Genomic DNA, 16984 nt, shown 5'->3' on the forward strand with positions numbered 1-16984 from the left:
TATAACACTATTATTCTTACTAATTCAAGTGCTATTCGACTAAGAGAGAACCCTTCAGGGCGTTACCCCACCATTTGATTCTTCGATATAATCCTTCAGTTCCGGAAGGAACTGTCTAACCTTTACCTGGGTAATGTGACCATTCCCAATTTAAGCTAGAAACATTTCGCACAACAATCTGGCCCTATACTAAAAGACGCGTTGTTACATATACACCTAATATTGTTGAATAATGAGAGAGAAGCAAAGCACCCCACTAAAGGTAGGGTGCTCCATTTATTAATATATTTCCTTTGCATCAACAGATTGGTGATTGTATCAGAACCTCACTTTCCTTTAGGTCCTTTTTGTGTCAATACTTCAAATGCTAGGAATTGTGTTACTTGGGTTGAGTTGAAATTGTTATCTGAAACTAGGACGAGACTGTCGTTTCCATTCGCAAGCTTAGGACCCCATGAGATTCCTTCGATGTTGTCGAGTTTAGATAAGCCTAATGTATTTAAGTCTAGAATCAGGCGTTTTTTGACCGTCTTAAATTTGCTTTCTTGTAATGAATCGATGTTGCTTATATCACTTGCTCCGTTAATATCAATCTCATAAAGTCGAATGTAATTTTTAAAGCTTCCATCTTCCCCTTGGACACCGGCACGTTCAATTAGTAGAAACTTGTGGTCGTTTACCGCTAGGATCTCTGTCACACCATTGTCTGCATATTTACCAGGGCCAGGCTCTGCTGGAATTGGATCAATCGGGTAAGCATATTGTGCCAATACATTTCCTTCACGATCATATTGAGTGATCCGGGAAAGTGCTCCAGTGTCTGTCGTCGGTAGTGGTCCGTCCTGATATAATGGTCCTTCCGTTGAAACCCAAAGCGATTTACCATCTACTGCAAATGTAGAGCCTTCAAAGACCATGTTATTACGTGGCCCAGTTTCTTCTGTTGGTGATACTTTGAATTGTTCTGGTACTGGTAAGTTCGACAAGTATTGTCCGTTAGTAGTGGCTTGTCTCACAAATGGATTTAAGCCAAAAGCACGATCACCCTCACTTGTATACCAAATGGTTCCATCGATAGGATCCAAGCTAACCGATTCAAAGTCAGGCACTTCTCCACCTTGAGTACTGTACTGAGCAGGATTAGGATAATTCGTACCATCAGACTGTTTTAAAAATTCCATATCGGTCAATTCAACAGAATGAAAACCTTTGATATCATAGGTAAGTTGGGCATTATAAAAACGTGCAGGATTGATTGCTGATCTATCGTCACTGATCATAACCCATGTGTCATTTTGAGAGTCGTATCTAAGTCCAGAAAGACCGCCAACAACTGTTCCTTTAAAATTCTCATTGTACGGGATCCTCTGCTCGCCAATGAACTTTAAGCTCCCAACTTTATGCACTTGATTTAAGTTGTTTACTTTTGCCTTTTCCTTGCTGGACTGTTCCTGTTTTTCCTGTGTTGAATTTTGTTCAGACGCATTCACAGTAGGTGATAAAGCTAAGACAGAACTCAATGCAACAGCACTTAACACATTAACATACTTTGGCAACCTTAGTTTCCTCATATAACTCTCCCCTTGCTTTTTTATTTTTTCACAAATTCCTTCCCCTAAAGTAGCATCAATATATGAATCTTTGTTTAAGGTTCTATTAAAAAATGTAAAGCCAGTTTTAAGATTTCATATTGCTGCTTGTGAAACGAGAGATTAAGAATTTACGCTAAGAGGAGTCCCTTTTTTTAACTCTATATTGTTCGTGAAATTGATATTATACACGAAGTTGATTTTTATGCTTTAATCTCCACCTTTTACTATTACGAGATTAGCCCGCATTAAACAGTCAATGGGTCGTTTATAAATATTAACCAATTAGGAGGAGAAAGGAGTTCTCCTCCATTTTATGTTTTTTAGATAAACGCCCGTTCCTCCACTATTGCGCCCTTTAAGGAAAATGGATGAATCCTTCTGACTATAAATAATTCAATTCACTATTTTAATTTATTATCCATTTCAGATGTATCTACACCTTCTCCAAACCAATCTGTAAGCTTATCTTTTGCTTGTTTTTTGATATCTTCATCAATATACATAGCTACTTGAAATAAGGCTGCCGTGATTACAGCTAAATCATCAACAAAGCCTGCCCCCATAGCAACATCTGGAATTAAATCTAATGGAAGTATAAAATATCCTAATCCTCCTACAATTGTAGCTTTCACTTTCAAAGGTATCTCTGGTTTCTGCAATGTGTAATAAAGGATTAAAACAGCATATATAACTGTTGAACCTGCCTTCTTGGAAAATTTTTGAATCTTATTCCATAACCCCTCATCGGAATAATGCTTTTCATGTTTTTGAATAGCTTCTTCTTCCATATTTTCTGCTTCTATCTTTAATTCATCTACCTTTGCTTCCTCCATATTTAATTCTTCAATGGTTGCTTCTTGTTTTCTGAATTTCTCTAACAATCTGTATCCCCCCAATTTAATTTCCATGATTTTCATATTTAATAATACACCATTTTTATTAAGGAAATATAGTAACCTCATTGTTCATCAATCTTACATCAATACCTCTACATTTATTTAAAGAAAGATGCTCGTTTGTTACAATTCTAAAGCTATTATTTTCAACTTTTTGTTTCATCCAAAAACTCCCAACATTATTCAACAATATGGCCTTATTCAAAAATGGACACCATTTTATTCAAGAATGACAACGTTACTTGAACAAGAAAATGTAATATTAATAACTAATTCTTTTGACTGTGACAAAAAATGACCCTATACAAAAAGACGCGTTGCTCGATAAACGCGCCGGATTGTGGAATATTGAAAATGTGAAAGTGCTACAAAAATGGCTTCTCAGTTATCGCATAACTTTAAAAATTACCATTCTGTTTAAGTTATGATTCAATAAAAATTTCACTTTTCTTATTATAAATGATTTGCTCGTTTTTTATTTCCACTATAAAGTACAGCTCCGCCAAAACCTAGGATAATGAATCCCAGCAGTAAAAGATTATACACCGTTGTAGCAGTTGCCGGAAGCTCATTTTTTTCCATGACTTTAACAGGATGTTGGGTATTTTTATCCGAATCGACCTGTTTATTCCCATCAGATGAATTTGAATCGCCTTCTGTCTTTTCACTACCAATTTCTGATTCTTTGTCATCTGAATCCTTATCTTGCTCATCATCTTCATCAGGCGTTTTTACAGGAGCTGTTTTGTCCATGTTAACTTCAAAACTTTTATAAGCTTCAACATTACCTGCGTTATCAATACTTCTATAATCAACAAGGTTCTTACCTTCAGCAAAGGAGTTAATAGGTTCAGTATATTCCGTCCATTCACCGTCATTCATTCTGTATTCTGTTTTTGCTACTCCAGAATGTTTATCAGAAGCTGATAATGTGATGGAAACATCTTTATTTGTCTTATTTTTTGGAACATCGCTTGCTGCTGAAACTGGTGCTGTCTTATCTATTTTAACTGCTTTACTTTTCACTTCCTCTTCATTCACGGCTTTGTCGATACTCTTATATTCAATTGTATAAATACCTTCGTTTTGTAATTTAAATGCCTTCGTATACTTGTTCCAATCACCATTATTTAGTTTATATATTGTTTTAGCAACTCCCGATTGATCATCAGTCGCATTTAATGAAACATTGACATCACTAGAGTACCATTCATTACCCTTTGGTGAAGAAGATTGCAGTTCTATTTTTGTTACAGGCGGTGAGCCTATAGTAATACGGTAATTGCTTTTGCTTACTTCTCGGTAATCGTAATTACCTTTTTTATCATATAAATAAATGCTCTCTATTTTCCATTCACCTTCACCCTTATCCTTCTCAACGTTATAGGTACCCTCATATTTTTTGGTTTTAGAATTATAGTTGAGGGGAATCCCTATACCATAAGTGTTTGGATTACCTTTTGGATTTGTATAAAGAACATATACTCTACTAACCCCTGATTCATGATCTGTTACATCTGCAGATATCTTAACTTTATCACCAACCGTAGCCTCTTTAGGCGATACTGTCAAACTATTTAATGCCGGTGGTGTATCGTCAAAACCGGTTCCGTATACTTTGATACTATAGTTGCTTAAATCTCGGTATTCGTTAGTATCGCTTTCATCATATTTATAATTTGGATCGCCCTCAAAAGAATACTCATTATCTTGGTTATCATATACATTAATGGAAGTTAAATGCCATTTAACATCATGATCATCCTTTTCAACGTTGAAGGTACCCTCATATTTTCCGGTTGTAGAGTTATAGTTGAGGTCAATACTTTTACCCTGACCAAATTCGTATAGAGTTGAATAATGAACTCTTACATTTTTAACCCCTGTTACATCATTTGTCACATCTGCCGAGATCTTAACTTTATCACCAACCGTAGCCTCTTTAGCCGATACTGTCAAACTATGTAATGTCGGTGGTGTAATGTCTGGAATCCCGTATACGTTGATATCATAGTTGTTTAAATCCGGGAGGAATTCGCTTTCCGTATAAGAATTATATCCGTTAGGAAAACTATCACCAGTAGAATTAGTATAAATTACACTAATATCGTATACTCTCCATTTACCATCACGATTATCCTTTTCAACGTTGAAGGTACCCTCATATTTTCTGGTTGTAGAGTTATAGTAGAGGGAAATTCCTTTAGTACCAGAATCGTTTAGATTTTTATAATAAACACTTACATTTCTAATCTCTTTTACATCATTTGTCACATCTGCCGAAATCTTTACTTTATCACCAACTGTAGCCTCTTTTGCCGATACTGTAAAACTATGTAATGTCGGTAGTGTATCCTCAAAACTGGTTCCGTATACGTTGATAGTATAGTTGTTTAAATCAAGGAATTCGTCTTTATAATAATAATAATTATTTTGGTTATCAATCACACGAATGGAAGATATTCTCCATTTACCATCACGATCATACTTTTCAACGTTGAAGGTACCCTCATATTTTCTGGTTGTAGAGTTATATTTGAGAGGAATTTCTTTACCATTAGAATCGTTTGACTTTGGTTTTGTATAATGAACAGTTACATATTTAATCCCGTTAAAATCACTTGTCAACTCTGCCGAAATCTTTACTTTATCACCAACTGTAGCCTCTTTAGCCGATACTGTAAAACTATGTAATGTCGGTCGTGCAATATCCCCTTGTGCAAAGCTTGTTGTTGGAGATAATAAGGATAAAATCATCAATAAAACCGTTATTTGTGTAAGAAAACGTTTCTTCAAAACTATCATAAAACCGTCTCCTCTCCTCTACTTTATTATTTTATAAATTACTTCCTATCAAATGAAACTTCTCCACCCTCCCTATTTATAATTTAAACCCAATTAAATATAATAAATTTTATTTTTTTTCAAAAGATTCAAATTACATACGTTTTAATAAGACTATATTACCAATTAATTCCACAAAACCGTTGTAAGTTTATTAATAATTCATGGTTTAGCAGCTGATAAAACAGTTAAATCGTCATAGACTCTCCCCTTTTAAGTTAAATGTGTTTAACGTACGTATAAAAAGGCATCAGATACAAGTACCCTCTTTCATTCAGTCATGATTCTTGTTTAATTAAATGGCCCTAAAATGAAAAATGAGCGCTTATCCTTGTTCCAGGATTGCGCCCATTAGCTTAATAACATCTAAATTTTTTTAATATATTAGCTAAATAATAAAACGAGAATACGTAATAACTAAACCGAATAGTATCAAGACTACTTTCATTAACCAAAATGAGATATATTTAAATAATAAAGATAGCAAAAATAATATAAATGATTCTACTATTCCAGCATTGTAAATAGCCGTACCTTTTATATATTCCTCTTTTTAATGCTCGTCTTTAGTAAGCTTAAACCCCTTTATTATAAATAATGACACCAATTATAATGATAATTGATACTCCAATATACGTCCAAATTATTTTCTCACCTATTTCTTTAGCCCTATTATTATTTTTTTAAGGAAAGCACTCCTTTAGCTTACCAATATAAGCGATTAACTAGTATGAAATATCATAATTTCATATTAGTTCATTGAGTTTACAATCTTCAACATCTCTGATTTCGTTGGTGGATTCTGTGACACATAATCCAAGGAATAATAAAGCCCATCACGTTCCCAATCTAATCTAGAATCGCCACTTTCACTCACTGAATAAAAACCAGTGCTGTTTCCAAGTAAAGGAATGATTTCCCCTTTTTTATTGTAATAATTTGGTTTTTTAGGGGTTACGTAAATTACTAACTGTGTAGAAAATCCTTTTTGGTAACTTATCTCTAGCTGGTTTAATTCTTGATCAATCCAACCGTATTGTTTTGTTGGTTTAAAAGGAATATAAGTAGGTGCGTTTACATGATAGCCAAAATTTTCAATTGCTTTTTGAATTGGTTGTGTTTTAAACTCTTCGTCAATTTTAAAGAATCCTAATACTATTACAGTTAGTAAAAACACTGCGAAAAGAACTCTTATTGGCCTTTCCACTCTTTTTTCATAACGGGAACCCTTAAATCTTTTATTAAGGTTTATCTTCTTCTCCCTATAATAATTGATCCCCCTAGCAATTAAGAAAAACGGTAGAAAAAGGTAAAAGGCATCAAAATCCATTGGAAAAAAATAATATATTAGTGTTATCAGAGCTAATAAAAGCATTAGCATATAGTCAATGATAATGAATCTTCGTGCTAATTTAAAATCGGGCCCAAATATTTGTTTTAACTCTTCCCATACACCCAATCTACTCATAGAAGTAACTCCCCCTAATTACCTTTTCAAACATTTGTTAATAAAATATCATACCCGTTTGTCCTTTTATACGGTAATTAAACCCAGAGAGTGGTACCATCAGCAAAACGCGGATTTACAACGTTAGGGAAATACAAATATAAAAAAGCCTAATTTCTCGGGTTTTATAAGTGAGAAATTAGGCTTTAGTTACTTCATAAAAGCGCCCTTTTCTTGAATAACAACTTTGCTTTAATAGCTGGTACAGTTACAAATGACTTATCTTATTTTTCTTTACTCTTGTAAAAGTACGGTCCTCAAAGGCTTTTATGAGTCGGATGTCAGACTTGCCGCAAACCCTGTCCTCCATGATGGAAAAAACGGCTTCCAACCGTAATCCTTTCGAGCCTTGACATTCGATGCTCCACGTTCACCCCGGTTGCTGCCTGGTTGGACATCGGGCTTAGGTGCCCCTAATGCGTCAGCGTAAACGGGAAGCCAATCGATACCTTTAGCTGGTTCATTGTCCACGATGTTAACCGGACCTGAAGGCCAATCCAAAGCGAGCAGGGCTGCGTTGGCCGCATCCTCCACATGAAGGAAGGAAGTAACTCCCTCGGTAGCCGGAACTTGCTTAAGTTTAGTCTTTTCTGCCATAAATCCCTTATAATCGTACCAAGTACCTTGCCCGTACAACATTCCATACCGCAGAATAACGTGATTTGGTACCTCTGCTACAGCCCGTTCCAGCGCGGTTACACCATCAATTGTTGTCTTACGAGGATCTGGCGCGTTAACATCCAACGCGACGTCTTCTGAGGCGGGTTCCTGTCCTGGTTCATAAGCAAATGAAATACTCTGCGCGATGATTCGCGGAACGCCTGCTATAAGAGCAGCGTCAACTAGGTTTCTGGTTCCCTCTACTCGGATTCTGGTGTTTTCTGAGAAGTTTCTACTACCAAGTGAGGTAAGCTGATGGATGATTGCCTCAGGGCGCACTTCAAGTATTGTTGATATGATGGCCTCCCGATCAAAAGCATCAATAATTAGGGGACTCGCACCCGTTTTTTGAATGATATCTTTGTTTTGCTCGTTTTGAGTCATGCCAAATACCTCATGACCTGCATGTACCAATTTCGGCAGCAACAAACGACCGATCACACCAGTTGATCCAGCCACAAATATTTTCATGGACCTTCCCCCCTCTTAAATTGTGATAAGTAATGGAAGGTATAGGTAGTTTCTGTCCCGTAATCAGTGACTTACTCTACAATACCACCCTGTTAATTGAATAACTTAGAGCTTCGATTCACTGGATAATCATTCCTTCTCTTATTCAAGAAAATGACCCTAAAATGAAAAATGAGCGCTAATCCTATGTTCCAGGATAGCGCCCTATTCCAGAATTACTTAGGCCGTTGAAACGTGTTAACACCTTATTACACTAGCACTCTTTTAATTGAAGAATTTTTCATAAAAATAGACAAGACCCCAAGCCGAGTAATCATGAAGTTTGGGGCATGAATTGGTAAAGTCCATAATCTTGCATCACGGAGGTGTGTCCCATTTGCCGCAACATGGTAGCTATATTGCCACGATGATAAGATCCGTGTGTGACAACGTGTAGCACCAATTCAGAAACAGGCGTTTCAAGTAACCCAGCATAGGGGTTATCAACCACTATTACCTTTTCAATATCTTCTTCGCTGTTCAGAAGTTCTTTATAACGTTTAGATAAGTCTAAAAAGATCTTTTCCATTTCTTCAATACTTTTTGTTTCTACCTGTTCTCTTAATTGATTCGCATACGCCAATGCTTCTCTCATGTTTTTACCTGAAATAATGTCAAACCATGTGTAATCTGTGCAATAAATATGAGACAATACCTTTGATACCGAAGAAAAACCAGTTTGAATTTCCTTTTGATAAATATCTTCCGGAAGTTCTTTTAAACGACCGATTATAACTCCATTTGCCCATACATGGTAGTCATACATTTTTAATGCGAGATGCGCCATTCTAAATTTCCTCCTTTTTTCTACTATTCTTTCGTATTGATCAATTGATACCTAAATGAAAAAACTTACTTACAAATTCTGTAAGATAGATTTATATATTTATTCTGTTTTAATTATAAAAATCCTTCTATAACTTAACTGCCGTGAGCTCAATAGCTTTATTTTCTAAAATGGTACGATATTTGAAAAAGACTCGCCCTTTTCCTAAAGACTCGATATCAAGATAATTTTAAAGCCATAACATAACGAGCTCCTGCTTTTGCTCCCATTTGAGGAATAAGAATATCGCATTCCTGATTGTGTTTACTTAACATAATCAGTTGTTAGCGAAAGTAAATAATCAGAAGGGTTTACTTAACTGATTTTTATTCGTTTAATAATATTTTCATCATGCTTTATCAAAATCTGTTGAACAGGTTATGTCCTTCCATTTATCAAACTCTTTTTGTAAGGTAACTAGTTTTTCCGAAGCCACATGGTAAGCATCCGAACCTAACAATAAATGAACGGGAGGATCCGTTTCTTCTGCGGTGCGTATTATAGCTAAAGCAGCTTTTTCAGGATTACCTTCTTGTTTTCCATCCATAACATTATCAAGAAAATCCTTCACTTCATGTACTGCTTTATAATCCTCAATTTGTTTTTTGCTATACATAACGGAACTACTACTTAAGAAATTGGTTCTAAAAAAGCCAGGTGCTACCATAGTAACTTTTATGCCAAATGGCTTTGCTTCATCTGCCAGAGATTCAGATAAACCAACCACTGCAAATTTTGTAGCACTGTAACTACCGAAACCCATACTGCCCACGTATCCTGAAAGTGAAGCGATATTAAAAATATGCCCTGATTTTTGTTTCCTTAAATAAGGCATCGTTTTCCTAATTACATTCAATGTACCAAATACATTCACATCAAAGTTTTGACGGATTTCTTCATCTGTTAATTCCTCCAGGCTCCCACCCAAACCGTAACCAGCATTATTTACAACTACGTCAATCTTGCCAAAGATTTTAATGGTTTGCTCAATTGCTTGTTGTACACTGCCTTCATTAGTCAAGTCAACTGACAAAGGAAGAAATCGTTTTGTATCATCATTAACTGCTTTTATTAATTCATTTATGGTTCTTGAAGTTGCAGCAACTTGGTTGCCATTCTTTAATAATTTTTTTACCAATACAAGTCCCAAACCTTTTGAGGCTCCAGTTACAAACCATACTTTATTTTTACTCATAGCGAATAATCATTCCTTTCTTGTCAAACTTATATCCCTCACCAATTCAAACCAATTCTTCCTTATTGTACCACTTTGAGAGCGAGAGTAGTGAAGAGTTTTCTATTGTATAATGTATACATTTGAGGTTTACATAATGTAAAGGATAGAAAGTAAGCCAAAGTCCCAAACCCAGTTGTATCAAGGGTTTGGCTCTTATCTGTTTTAAGGTTTATGCTTGATATTATACATTGTTGATTTATTAATGATTTTGGCTTCTGACCATATTCAAGAATAACGCCCTTTAACTTATTACAACTTTGAGATTCTATTGGCTGGTTTTAAGTAAGAATTAATTCAGCTAATTACTTTGACATCATCTCCTCTTTTATTTCTCATAATAATTTCAAGTTCTTTTTTTGTATCAGGGTGCAACACTATCTTATCTGTCAGGTCCAAGGTAGAATCTACTCTGTTTCTTTCACATGCGACACCTTATTATTTCCTTCATCTTGACATATCGAGAAATCTAGATATACACTTACACTCATGGAACCTATTGATGTATTCAAAGCGTTATCTAACGAAACAAGACTCAATATCCTAGAGTGGTTAAAGGAGCCCGAGAAGCATTTCCCAAAACAAGGCGCTCACCTGCCAAAGGAGGTAAGTTACAAAGGCGGAGTTTGTGTTGGGGATATCCAAGAAAAAGCCAAAGTTTCTCAATCCACGGTTTCTAGCTACTTAAACATGATGCAAAAAGCTGGTCTACTCGAATCAATTCGTGATGGACAATGGACTTACTACAGACGTAATGAAGAATTTATTCAACAGCTAGCTAACTATTTTAAAACAGAGATCTAATTTATATTGATTTCTGTTTTTTTATCAACTGTAATATCGATTTTTCCAGATATATAATTATACAAAAAAGGAGATATCATCTATGCGCTTTATATCTTATATACTAGCACTATTAGCTGGAGCAGCACTTAGTTTTGAAGGTGCTATCTATGCTGAATTAGGAAAAACAATTGGACAAATAGAAACAAGTTTCTATAACTTCTTTATGGGCTCGATAATCATGGGGCTATTGTGGCTATTTTTTGGAAAAGGAAAGCTTTCCTATACATTTGAAGCACCTAAATGGTCATTACTTGGTGGTGTCTTGGGTGTTGTTTATTTAACCTCCATTGTTGTAAGTTCCCATTCGTTGGTGTTGGCATAACAATGGTTGCAGTCATTATCGGACAATTAGTAATGAGTATGGTTATTGAACATTTTGGATGGCTAGGCAGTAAGAAAACTAGGATCAATAAAGAAAAGATTTTTGCAGTAATTTCAATGATTATCGCACTTATATTGATAAATTAGGAGGTCTATGATTATGGGGTTATTTATGATTTTATTCACATTGATTGGTGGTATAACATTAAGCGCACAATCATCTATTAATGGTACATTTAGTCGAAAAGGCTGGAACAATTGAAACAACATTTTTAACCTTTCTTACTGGAACAATGTTTCTTACCATTTTCATTATATTTTTTGGAAGTGGAAATGTTCTTGCACTTCTAGAAGTACCTAAATGGCAATTAAGTGCAGCATTTTTAGGCACAATGTATTTACTACTGACTGTCATGGCGGTTCCTAGAATTGGGGTTATAGCAACTAATATTGCTGGTATAGCTGGGCAACTTGTGATTGGTGTAATGATTGATCATTTTGGATGGTTCGAAAGTTTAGTCATAGAATTAGATATTAAACGTGCCTTCGCATTACTATTTATGTTAATTTCCCTTTATTTTATTTATAAAGGGAATAAACACTCAAGCGAAGAATCAAAAGCATAGCATATTGATATAAGTTAAAACGCTGCATAGTTACAGCGTTTTTAAATAGATATAAGGATTTTTTTATATACTCCCACTATTATTCAAGTAAACTGCCCCGATTGTATATGTACATTCCTTCACAATCTTATCTAAATTTAAACATAAATATCTCAATTAGTTTAAAGTTGATAAGTCCAATGTGCTGGGAATGTTCAACTTCTAGCTGACATTTTCAACTTCATTGATGTCATGGCAGAATTCAACATTTATTTTTTTCGGCTTTCTAGATCTACAGGAAGGTCTGCAGTATATTTTTGTTGTTTTTCCTGCTGAAAAAAATAACCCATCATATGTTCGATCACAAGTAAAGATTTTCTCCCACATTTCATCAAAAGAAAGATTGATTTTAGCCACCATTAAACTTCTCGCCCTTTCAGGTTAGTCCTCATATAAAAGTGAGGTATCCTTTAACTCCAATAATTGTGCCGCATTCTTTTCTATAAAGGCAATAACCTTGTCAGATAGTGCATTTCCGAAGCTAAAACGCTTAACTCCTAACTCTTTAAGCTTATTACAATTCGTTAGTCCAGGTAAAGATAATACATTGAGTGGAGCATTTATATGAATAGTGATTTCTTTAATCTCATTCTCTTCGATCAAACCAGGGACAAAAATTCCACTAGCCCCACTTTCCACATATGCCTTTGCTCTATCAATTGTTTCTAATAAAGGGTTTTCCTTTTGAAAATAAGTATCAATTCTAGCGTTAATATAAAAATCTTTATAACCATTATGATCTAACGCTGTTCTCATTTTTGATAAAAGGTTACAATGCTCTGATATCTCCTTTAACCCTTTTTGTTTTTTTAATGAATCCTCAATATTGATACCAGCAACTCCAACATCCGCCGTCCTTAAAATATTATCAACAATCTTTGCAGTATCTTCACCATAGCCTGCTTCGATGTCTGCGGAAACAGGGATTTTCACATTCTCTGTTATCGTTTTGATGATTCCTAAATGTCTTTCAAAACCAATTAATTCACCATCTGCATATCCAAGCGAGTTGGCAATTCCCCAGCTCGTCGTACCAATCGCTTTGAATCCTACTTTCTCGAGTGTTAAGGCGGATAGCAGATCCCAGGCATTTCCTAAAAATAATAGTTCCTTTGACGTATGTAGCTTATTAAATTCCTGAATTTTTGTCATTTTACTTCCTCCTAATGTTTGTTGTACCCCATTCTAACAAGAAAGCTACATTCAATTCGTCCTCTTTCTTGCTCTTATGGTCTACGAAAACATCAAATGGAGAGATATTCTTTGAAAAGAGAATATCTTAACAGCAACTTTATCGATTAAACTTCTCTTTAGCCAAAATAAACCTTATACCATTAAATGGCCCTAAAATGAAAAATGAGCGCTATCCTTGTTCCAGGATTACGCCCGATTCTTCAATAAGATGCTATTTTTAAATCCATTTTTCTATAAATATCAACTTATCCTTTTTATAACCTTGCTTTTCGTAAAAAACTTGAACCTTCTCATTATTCATTTTAATCAAAAGGTTAACTTTTTCACACCCAATTTGCTTAATGTTGATTTTGAATAAAGGTTGATTAAACATTTTCTGTAAACCCACAAGCTATGGCTAATAAAAGGAAACGATTTTAAAAAAAGATTAATCAAAACTCATTGAGAAATCTTTGATTGAAAAGATAAAGGATAACCACTTTATTCAATACTTCGCATCTTTCTTACAAACATCTCAACTTTATTTTAAAGACACAATTACCAATGGCGGATTCCTAAGAAGATTAATAATAAAATCCAAGTAAAAATTTAAGAAAAATTTAATATTTACCCCTCTTTTTATTTTAAAAATTTTTCCTACCCTATAAACAAGTTACATCAAGGAGGAGACAAAAAATGAAAAAGTGGGGATTTTTATTGATTTTTGCATGATTACTAGTTTTTATTTTTAATATATTCCCGAAATCCCAAGATAAAGTAGAGGATCAAATTTATGAACAAAATGATCATACAGCTACTGAAAATACCTAAAAGATTGAGTTTACAGAAGAGCAGATCTATCAAGGGAATCTGCTTTTGGTTAACAGTGCATATGCTGTTCAACAAGGTGGTATAAAATCGGATATCATAGATTTATTTACACACAAAGAATGAACAACCGGATACCAATTACTTAATAGTGAAAGAAAATGATCAGAAGAACTAGCTGAAAAATTTTCAAAGATGATAGCATAGTGTAAAGTAGGATAAAAGCTTAGATTATAAGTTTGAAAAAGAATTAGGAATTGAGGATTTATATGGAAAAATCAAAAAATAATCAAAATAAAATAACTGCTAGCTTGTTGGCGGTATATTTATTTGCATTAACATGGATTATAGTCTTTAAAATGCAATTTTCATTTCAAGGCTTGCCGGATTTTAGGGAAATCAACTTAATCCCTTTTGCCGGTTCAGCTAATGTTAATCATCAAATAGATTTTAATGAAATAATCTATAATGTACTTGCATTTATCCCATTTGGAATTTATATCAGTATGCTAAAACCAAATTGGTCTTTCTTGAAAAAGATAAAAGTAATAGCAGTAGTTAGTTTGTTATTTGAAGTATTGCAATTCATCTTTGCTATAGGAGCTAGCGATATAACTGACTTTATGGGAAATACATTAGGTGGAATTATTGGAGTTGGAGTTTATATTGTATTTTGTAAGCAGTTTAGTACAAAAGCAAATAAAATCCTTAATGTTTTAACTTCAATCGGAGTGATATTCCTTATTGCATTAGTGCTGGTATTAATGAGTGGTGTTATTAGGTTTAAATTTTAACAATTGGAGAATTGCTGTTCATGAAAATTAACAAAGGGTATACCATCCATGACTTTGATACAGCAGGTTCTTTATTTATAAAACAAGAATGACGACTATCACAAGCCACCTATTTTGAGGGTGGCTTTTTTATATCCAGTAAACAAAGTAATGTATATCCGATACATTTCCAGTTAACATAATCACTTAATTTAGAAGATACCCAAAACGCCAAACCCATACTAAAGGGTTTGGCTCTGTTCGTTATTTTATCATTTATACATGATTTTATACAACTTTGTTACATCAACGTTTTTGGCTTTTGAAGATGCCTAGTTGCTGCATAAAAATGTGGAGTTTTATGAAACCTCTTATTCATGACAGATAGGTAAGGGTTTGACGTTATCGCCCCCTTTTCCCCCTGTTAGCACCGTAGGTGCAACTTTCATCGCATACGGCGCCCTAACTAATCCAATTCATTCAATTCTATGCATTTAATGAAGCAAATTTATTATTCCAAAATCAGATTGCAGTATTTTTGCATTGTTTTCGAAGTTCATTGATCTTATCTTTTTGCTTTTTGTTTAACTGTAAGGTATTAAGTAAATCTCTAATTTTCTCACTGTCTTTTAGATGTACAAGTCGGTGAACATCTTCATGAAGAATTATCAAGTTTGAGAATCTATCATCTTTTGAGAGATGGTATGGATTTTTATGGTGACAGTGCCAATCAGATAAGCCAAGTTCTTTTTCTGTAACGGCACATTTTCCGTATTGGGTAATGAACTTGCTAATGCGATTATCGTTATACTCAATCGTACGATTTGGGATAAAGTGTTTCATGACATAGCTTAATACGTTTTTGTTAATCGCTTTTAGGCTTTGGTGTATTTTTTCTCTGCCTTTAGCAGTATAAATACACGTATCTTGCGAGAAACATAGATTTGTTTTATGCCGTTGGGCATAAATCGGGACAAACACCATTTCCTGTATCTTATAGTATTGTGGGTCGTATCCTTTGTAGCGTTTCTGTAACGTACTAGTCATGTCAGTAAATTTGGCTTCTTTTCTGACGTTCTTTAGTCGATTATATAGCGTCTTTTGGAGGTAAGAGTTCAACTCAATTAAGTTATTTGTGATTTGAGTGGCGGCAGAGTAATAATTTTGAATTCCCATTACAACTGTATTAAAATGCCAAACTGTTTCTTTACAAGGTTTTTTCTTAATGGCTTTAATAGATTCCTTGATTTTTATGAACGCATTGGACTTTGCTTTCTTCGTCATATTGGACTGAACTACATAGCCCATCCTTGTCTTACCTTTCTTAATAGCTCGGAAAGCAAACCCAAGAAATTCTGACGAATTTTTCTTTAGGTTTATTACATTTGATTTTTCTTCACTTGTATCAAGGTGTAATCTTGTATAGAGAAAATCTTTTAAAGCGTAGTTCATTTTGATCGCTTGCGAGCGTGTACGACATAAAACTTTAAGATCATCAGCGTATCTTACGATGTAACATTCTTTTAGATTAGATTTCTTGAGCGCTTGTATTTTACTTCCGTTGTGTTTATATGGATGGTTGCTTTTAAATGTTTCCCATTGGTTACTTATCCACCAGTCTAATTCATTTAAAACAATATTAGATAATAATGGAGATAAAATGCCACCTTGCGGCACACCTTTTGACGGTATGCCTTCACCTTCAATTTCAGCTTTTAACAATTTTGAAATGATAAAAAGTAGTGATTTATCTCTAATGCCTAATGACCAAATTTGTTTAAGTAATTTACTGTGGCTTACATTGTCAAAGAAACCTTTAATATCTACATCTATGCAATGATAGAGGCCCGCCAAGTTAATAAGGGACTCAAACCTTGCTTTCGCGTGATGAGTGCTTCTGTTCGGTCTAAAACCGTAACTATGCTTATGAAACTTCGCTTCGCAAATCGGTTCTAAAACTTGTAATATGCACTGTTGAAAGATTCTGTCCCATATCGTCGGGATACCTAAAGGTCTTACTTTGCCATTCGGCTTTGGTATGAACACACGCCTAACTTTTTGTGGAACATACGATTGAAGCATATTTTGAACCTTCTGAATGACTTCTTCTACAGACAAACATTTGACATCTTCAATGGTTAATTTATTTGTACCAGCCGTTTTACTTCCTGTATTTCTTTTGATATTTCGATAAGCAAGACGTATATTTTCATCAGAGCTAATCCATTTCATTAAGTCATAGAAATTTTGACCATTAACACTTTGAGCGTACAAATTGTCAAAACAATGCTGCATATCGTAATACTCAT

11 protein-coding genes and 4 pseudogenes are annotated in these 16984 nt (G+C 34.4%); 5 read left to right on the forward strand and 10 right to left on the reverse strand.

The features are described 5' to 3' along the window. Window positions 1–326: 326 nt before the first annotated feature. From WQ54_RS16455 to WQ54_RS16485, 7 genes are all read right to left on the reverse strand, one after another. The gene (locus WQ54_RS16455) at window positions 327–1571 is read right to left on the reverse strand and encodes an esterase-like activity of phytase family protein (protein WP_052737834.1); all 1245 of its coding nucleotides are present in this window, start codon (window positions 1569–1571) and stop codon (window positions 327–329) included. Between the two features lie 422 nt (window positions 1572–1993). Continuing rightward, the gene (locus WQ54_RS16460; RefSeq protein WP_331435128.1) at window positions 1994–2473 is read right to left on the reverse strand and encodes a YkvA family protein; all 480 of its coding nucleotides are present in this window, start codon (window positions 2471–2473) and stop codon (window positions 1994–1996) included. A gap of 468 nt (window positions 2474–2941) precedes the next feature. Continuing rightward, window positions 2942–5293 carry a hypothetical protein gene (locus WQ54_RS16465; protein WP_046585571.1) on the reverse strand — a complete coding sequence of 784 codons (2352 nt, stop codon included), beginning with the start codon at window positions 5291–5293 and terminating at the stop codon, window positions 2942–2944. 790 nt (window positions 5294–6083) lie between these two features. Further along, on the reverse strand, window positions 6084–6800 hold the full coding sequence (locus tag WQ54_RS16470) for a hypothetical protein (protein ID WP_046585574.1): 717 nt from the start codon (window positions 6798–6800) through the stop codon (window positions 6084–6086). Between the two features lie 306 nt (window positions 6801–7106). Then, complete coding sequence (locus WQ54_RS16475; protein WP_046585575.1) at window positions 7107–7970, reverse strand: NAD(P)-dependent oxidoreductase; 864 nt, start codon at window positions 7968–7970, stop codon at window positions 7107–7109. A 313-nt stretch (window positions 7971–8283) separates the two neighbouring features. Next, window positions 8284–8796 carry a DinB family protein gene (locus WQ54_RS16480; protein ID WP_046585577.1) on the reverse strand — a complete coding sequence of 171 codons (513 nt, stop codon included), beginning with the start codon at window positions 8794–8796 and terminating at the stop codon, window positions 8284–8286. A 388-nt stretch (window positions 8797–9184) separates the two neighbouring features. Continuing rightward, window positions 9185–10030 (reverse strand): oxidoreductase, encoded by an 846-nt coding sequence (locus WQ54_RS16485; protein ID WP_046585580.1) that lies wholly within the window; start codon window positions 10028–10030, stop codon window positions 9185–9187. A 528-nt stretch (window positions 10031–10558) separates the two neighbouring features. On the opposite strand from WQ54_RS16485, the gene WQ54_RS16490 reads away from it, so the two are divergent. The 3 genes and pseudogenes from WQ54_RS16490 (at window position 10559) to WQ54_RS16500 (ending at window position 11862) form a co-directional block, all read left to right on the forward strand. Next, window positions 10559–10873, forward strand: a complete 315-nt coding sequence (locus WQ54_RS16490; RefSeq protein WP_046585581.1) for a helix-turn-helix transcriptional regulator — start codon at window positions 10559–10561, stop codon at window positions 10871–10873. A gap of 82 nt (window positions 10874–10955) precedes the next feature. Next, window positions 10956–11383: pseudogene (locus tag WQ54_RS16495) on the forward strand (DMT family transporter). A gap of 13 nt (window positions 11384–11396) precedes the next feature. Next, window positions 11397–11862: pseudogene (locus tag WQ54_RS16500) on the forward strand (DMT family transporter). A 169-nt stretch (window positions 11863–12031) separates the two neighbouring features. Here the strand turns inward: WQ54_RS16500 and WQ54_RS16505 are convergent. Together WQ54_RS16505 and WQ54_RS16510 are read right to left on the reverse strand one after the other, a co-directional pair. Then, window positions 12032–12261, reverse strand: a pseudogene (locus tag WQ54_RS16505) (Ada metal-binding domain-containing protein); the annotation flags it as partial. A gap of 21 nt (window positions 12262–12282) precedes the next feature. Further along, window positions 12283–13053, reverse strand: a complete 771-nt coding sequence (locus WQ54_RS16510; RefSeq protein WP_046585583.1) for an isocitrate lyase/phosphoenolpyruvate mutase family protein — start codon at window positions 13051–13053, stop codon at window positions 12283–12285. A 765-nt stretch (window positions 13054–13818) separates the two neighbouring features. On the opposite strand from WQ54_RS16510, the pseudogene WQ54_RS32750 reads away from it, so the two are divergent. Both WQ54_RS32750 and WQ54_RS16515 read left to right on the forward strand, forming a co-directional pair. Continuing rightward, a pseudogene (locus WQ54_RS32750) lies at window positions 13819–14064 on the forward strand (D-Ala-D-Ala carboxypeptidase VanY); the annotation flags it as partial. Between the two features lie 107 nt (window positions 14065–14171). Continuing rightward, entirely contained in the window at window positions 14172–14696 is a 525-nt protein-coding gene (locus WQ54_RS16515) for a VanZ family protein (RefSeq protein WP_046585585.1), read from the forward strand. A gap of 501 nt (window positions 14697–15197) precedes the next feature. On the opposite strand, the gene ltrA is transcribed toward WQ54_RS16515, so the two are convergent. After that, a partial coding sequence (gene ltrA, locus WQ54_RS16520) for a group II intron reverse transcriptase/maturase (protein WP_231597551.1) occupies window positions 15198–16984 on the reverse strand: 1787 nt, incomplete at its 5' end.

This window comes from Bacillus sp. SA1-12 (genome assembly GCF_000981385.1).
Classification (GTDB): domain Bacteria; phylum Bacillota; class Bacilli; order Bacillales; family Bacillaceae; genus Metabacillus.

Excerpts from the sequence above, each read along its gene's own strand:
- WQ54_RS16515 (WP_046585585.1), top strand. The coding sequence starts at position 14,172 with ATGGAAAAATCAAAAAATAATCAAAATAAAATAACTGCTAGCTTGTTG.
- WQ54_RS16455 (WP_052737834.1), bottom strand. The coding sequence starts at position 1,571 with ATGAGGAAACTAAGGTTGCCAAAGTATGTTAATGTGTTAAGTGCTGTT.
- WQ54_RS16465 (WP_046585571.1), bottom strand. The coding sequence starts at position 5,293 with ATGATAGTTTTGAAGAAACGTTTTCTTACACAAATAACGGTTTTATTG.
- WQ54_RS16490 (WP_046585581.1), top strand. The coding sequence starts at position 10,559 with ATGGAACCTATTGATGTATTCAAAGCGTTATCTAACGAAACAAGACTC.
- WQ54_RS16470 (WP_046585574.1), bottom strand. The coding sequence starts at position 6,800 with ATGAGTAGATTGGGTGTATGGGAAGAGTTAAAACAAATATTTGGGCCC.
- WQ54_RS16485 (WP_046585580.1), bottom strand. The coding sequence starts at position 10,030 with ATGAGTAAAAATAAAGTATGGTTTGTAACTGGAGCCTCAAAAGGTTTG.
- WQ54_RS16510 (WP_046585583.1), bottom strand. The coding sequence starts at position 13,053 with ATGACAAAAATTCAGGAATTTAATAAGCTACATACGTCAAAGGAACTA.
- WQ54_RS16475 (WP_046585575.1), bottom strand. The coding sequence starts at position 7,970 with ATGAAAATATTTGTGGCTGGATCAACTGGTGTGATCGGTCGTTTGTTG.
- WQ54_RS16480 (WP_046585577.1), bottom strand. The coding sequence starts at position 8,796 with ATGGCGCATCTCGCATTAAAAATGTATGACTACCATGTATGGGCAAAT.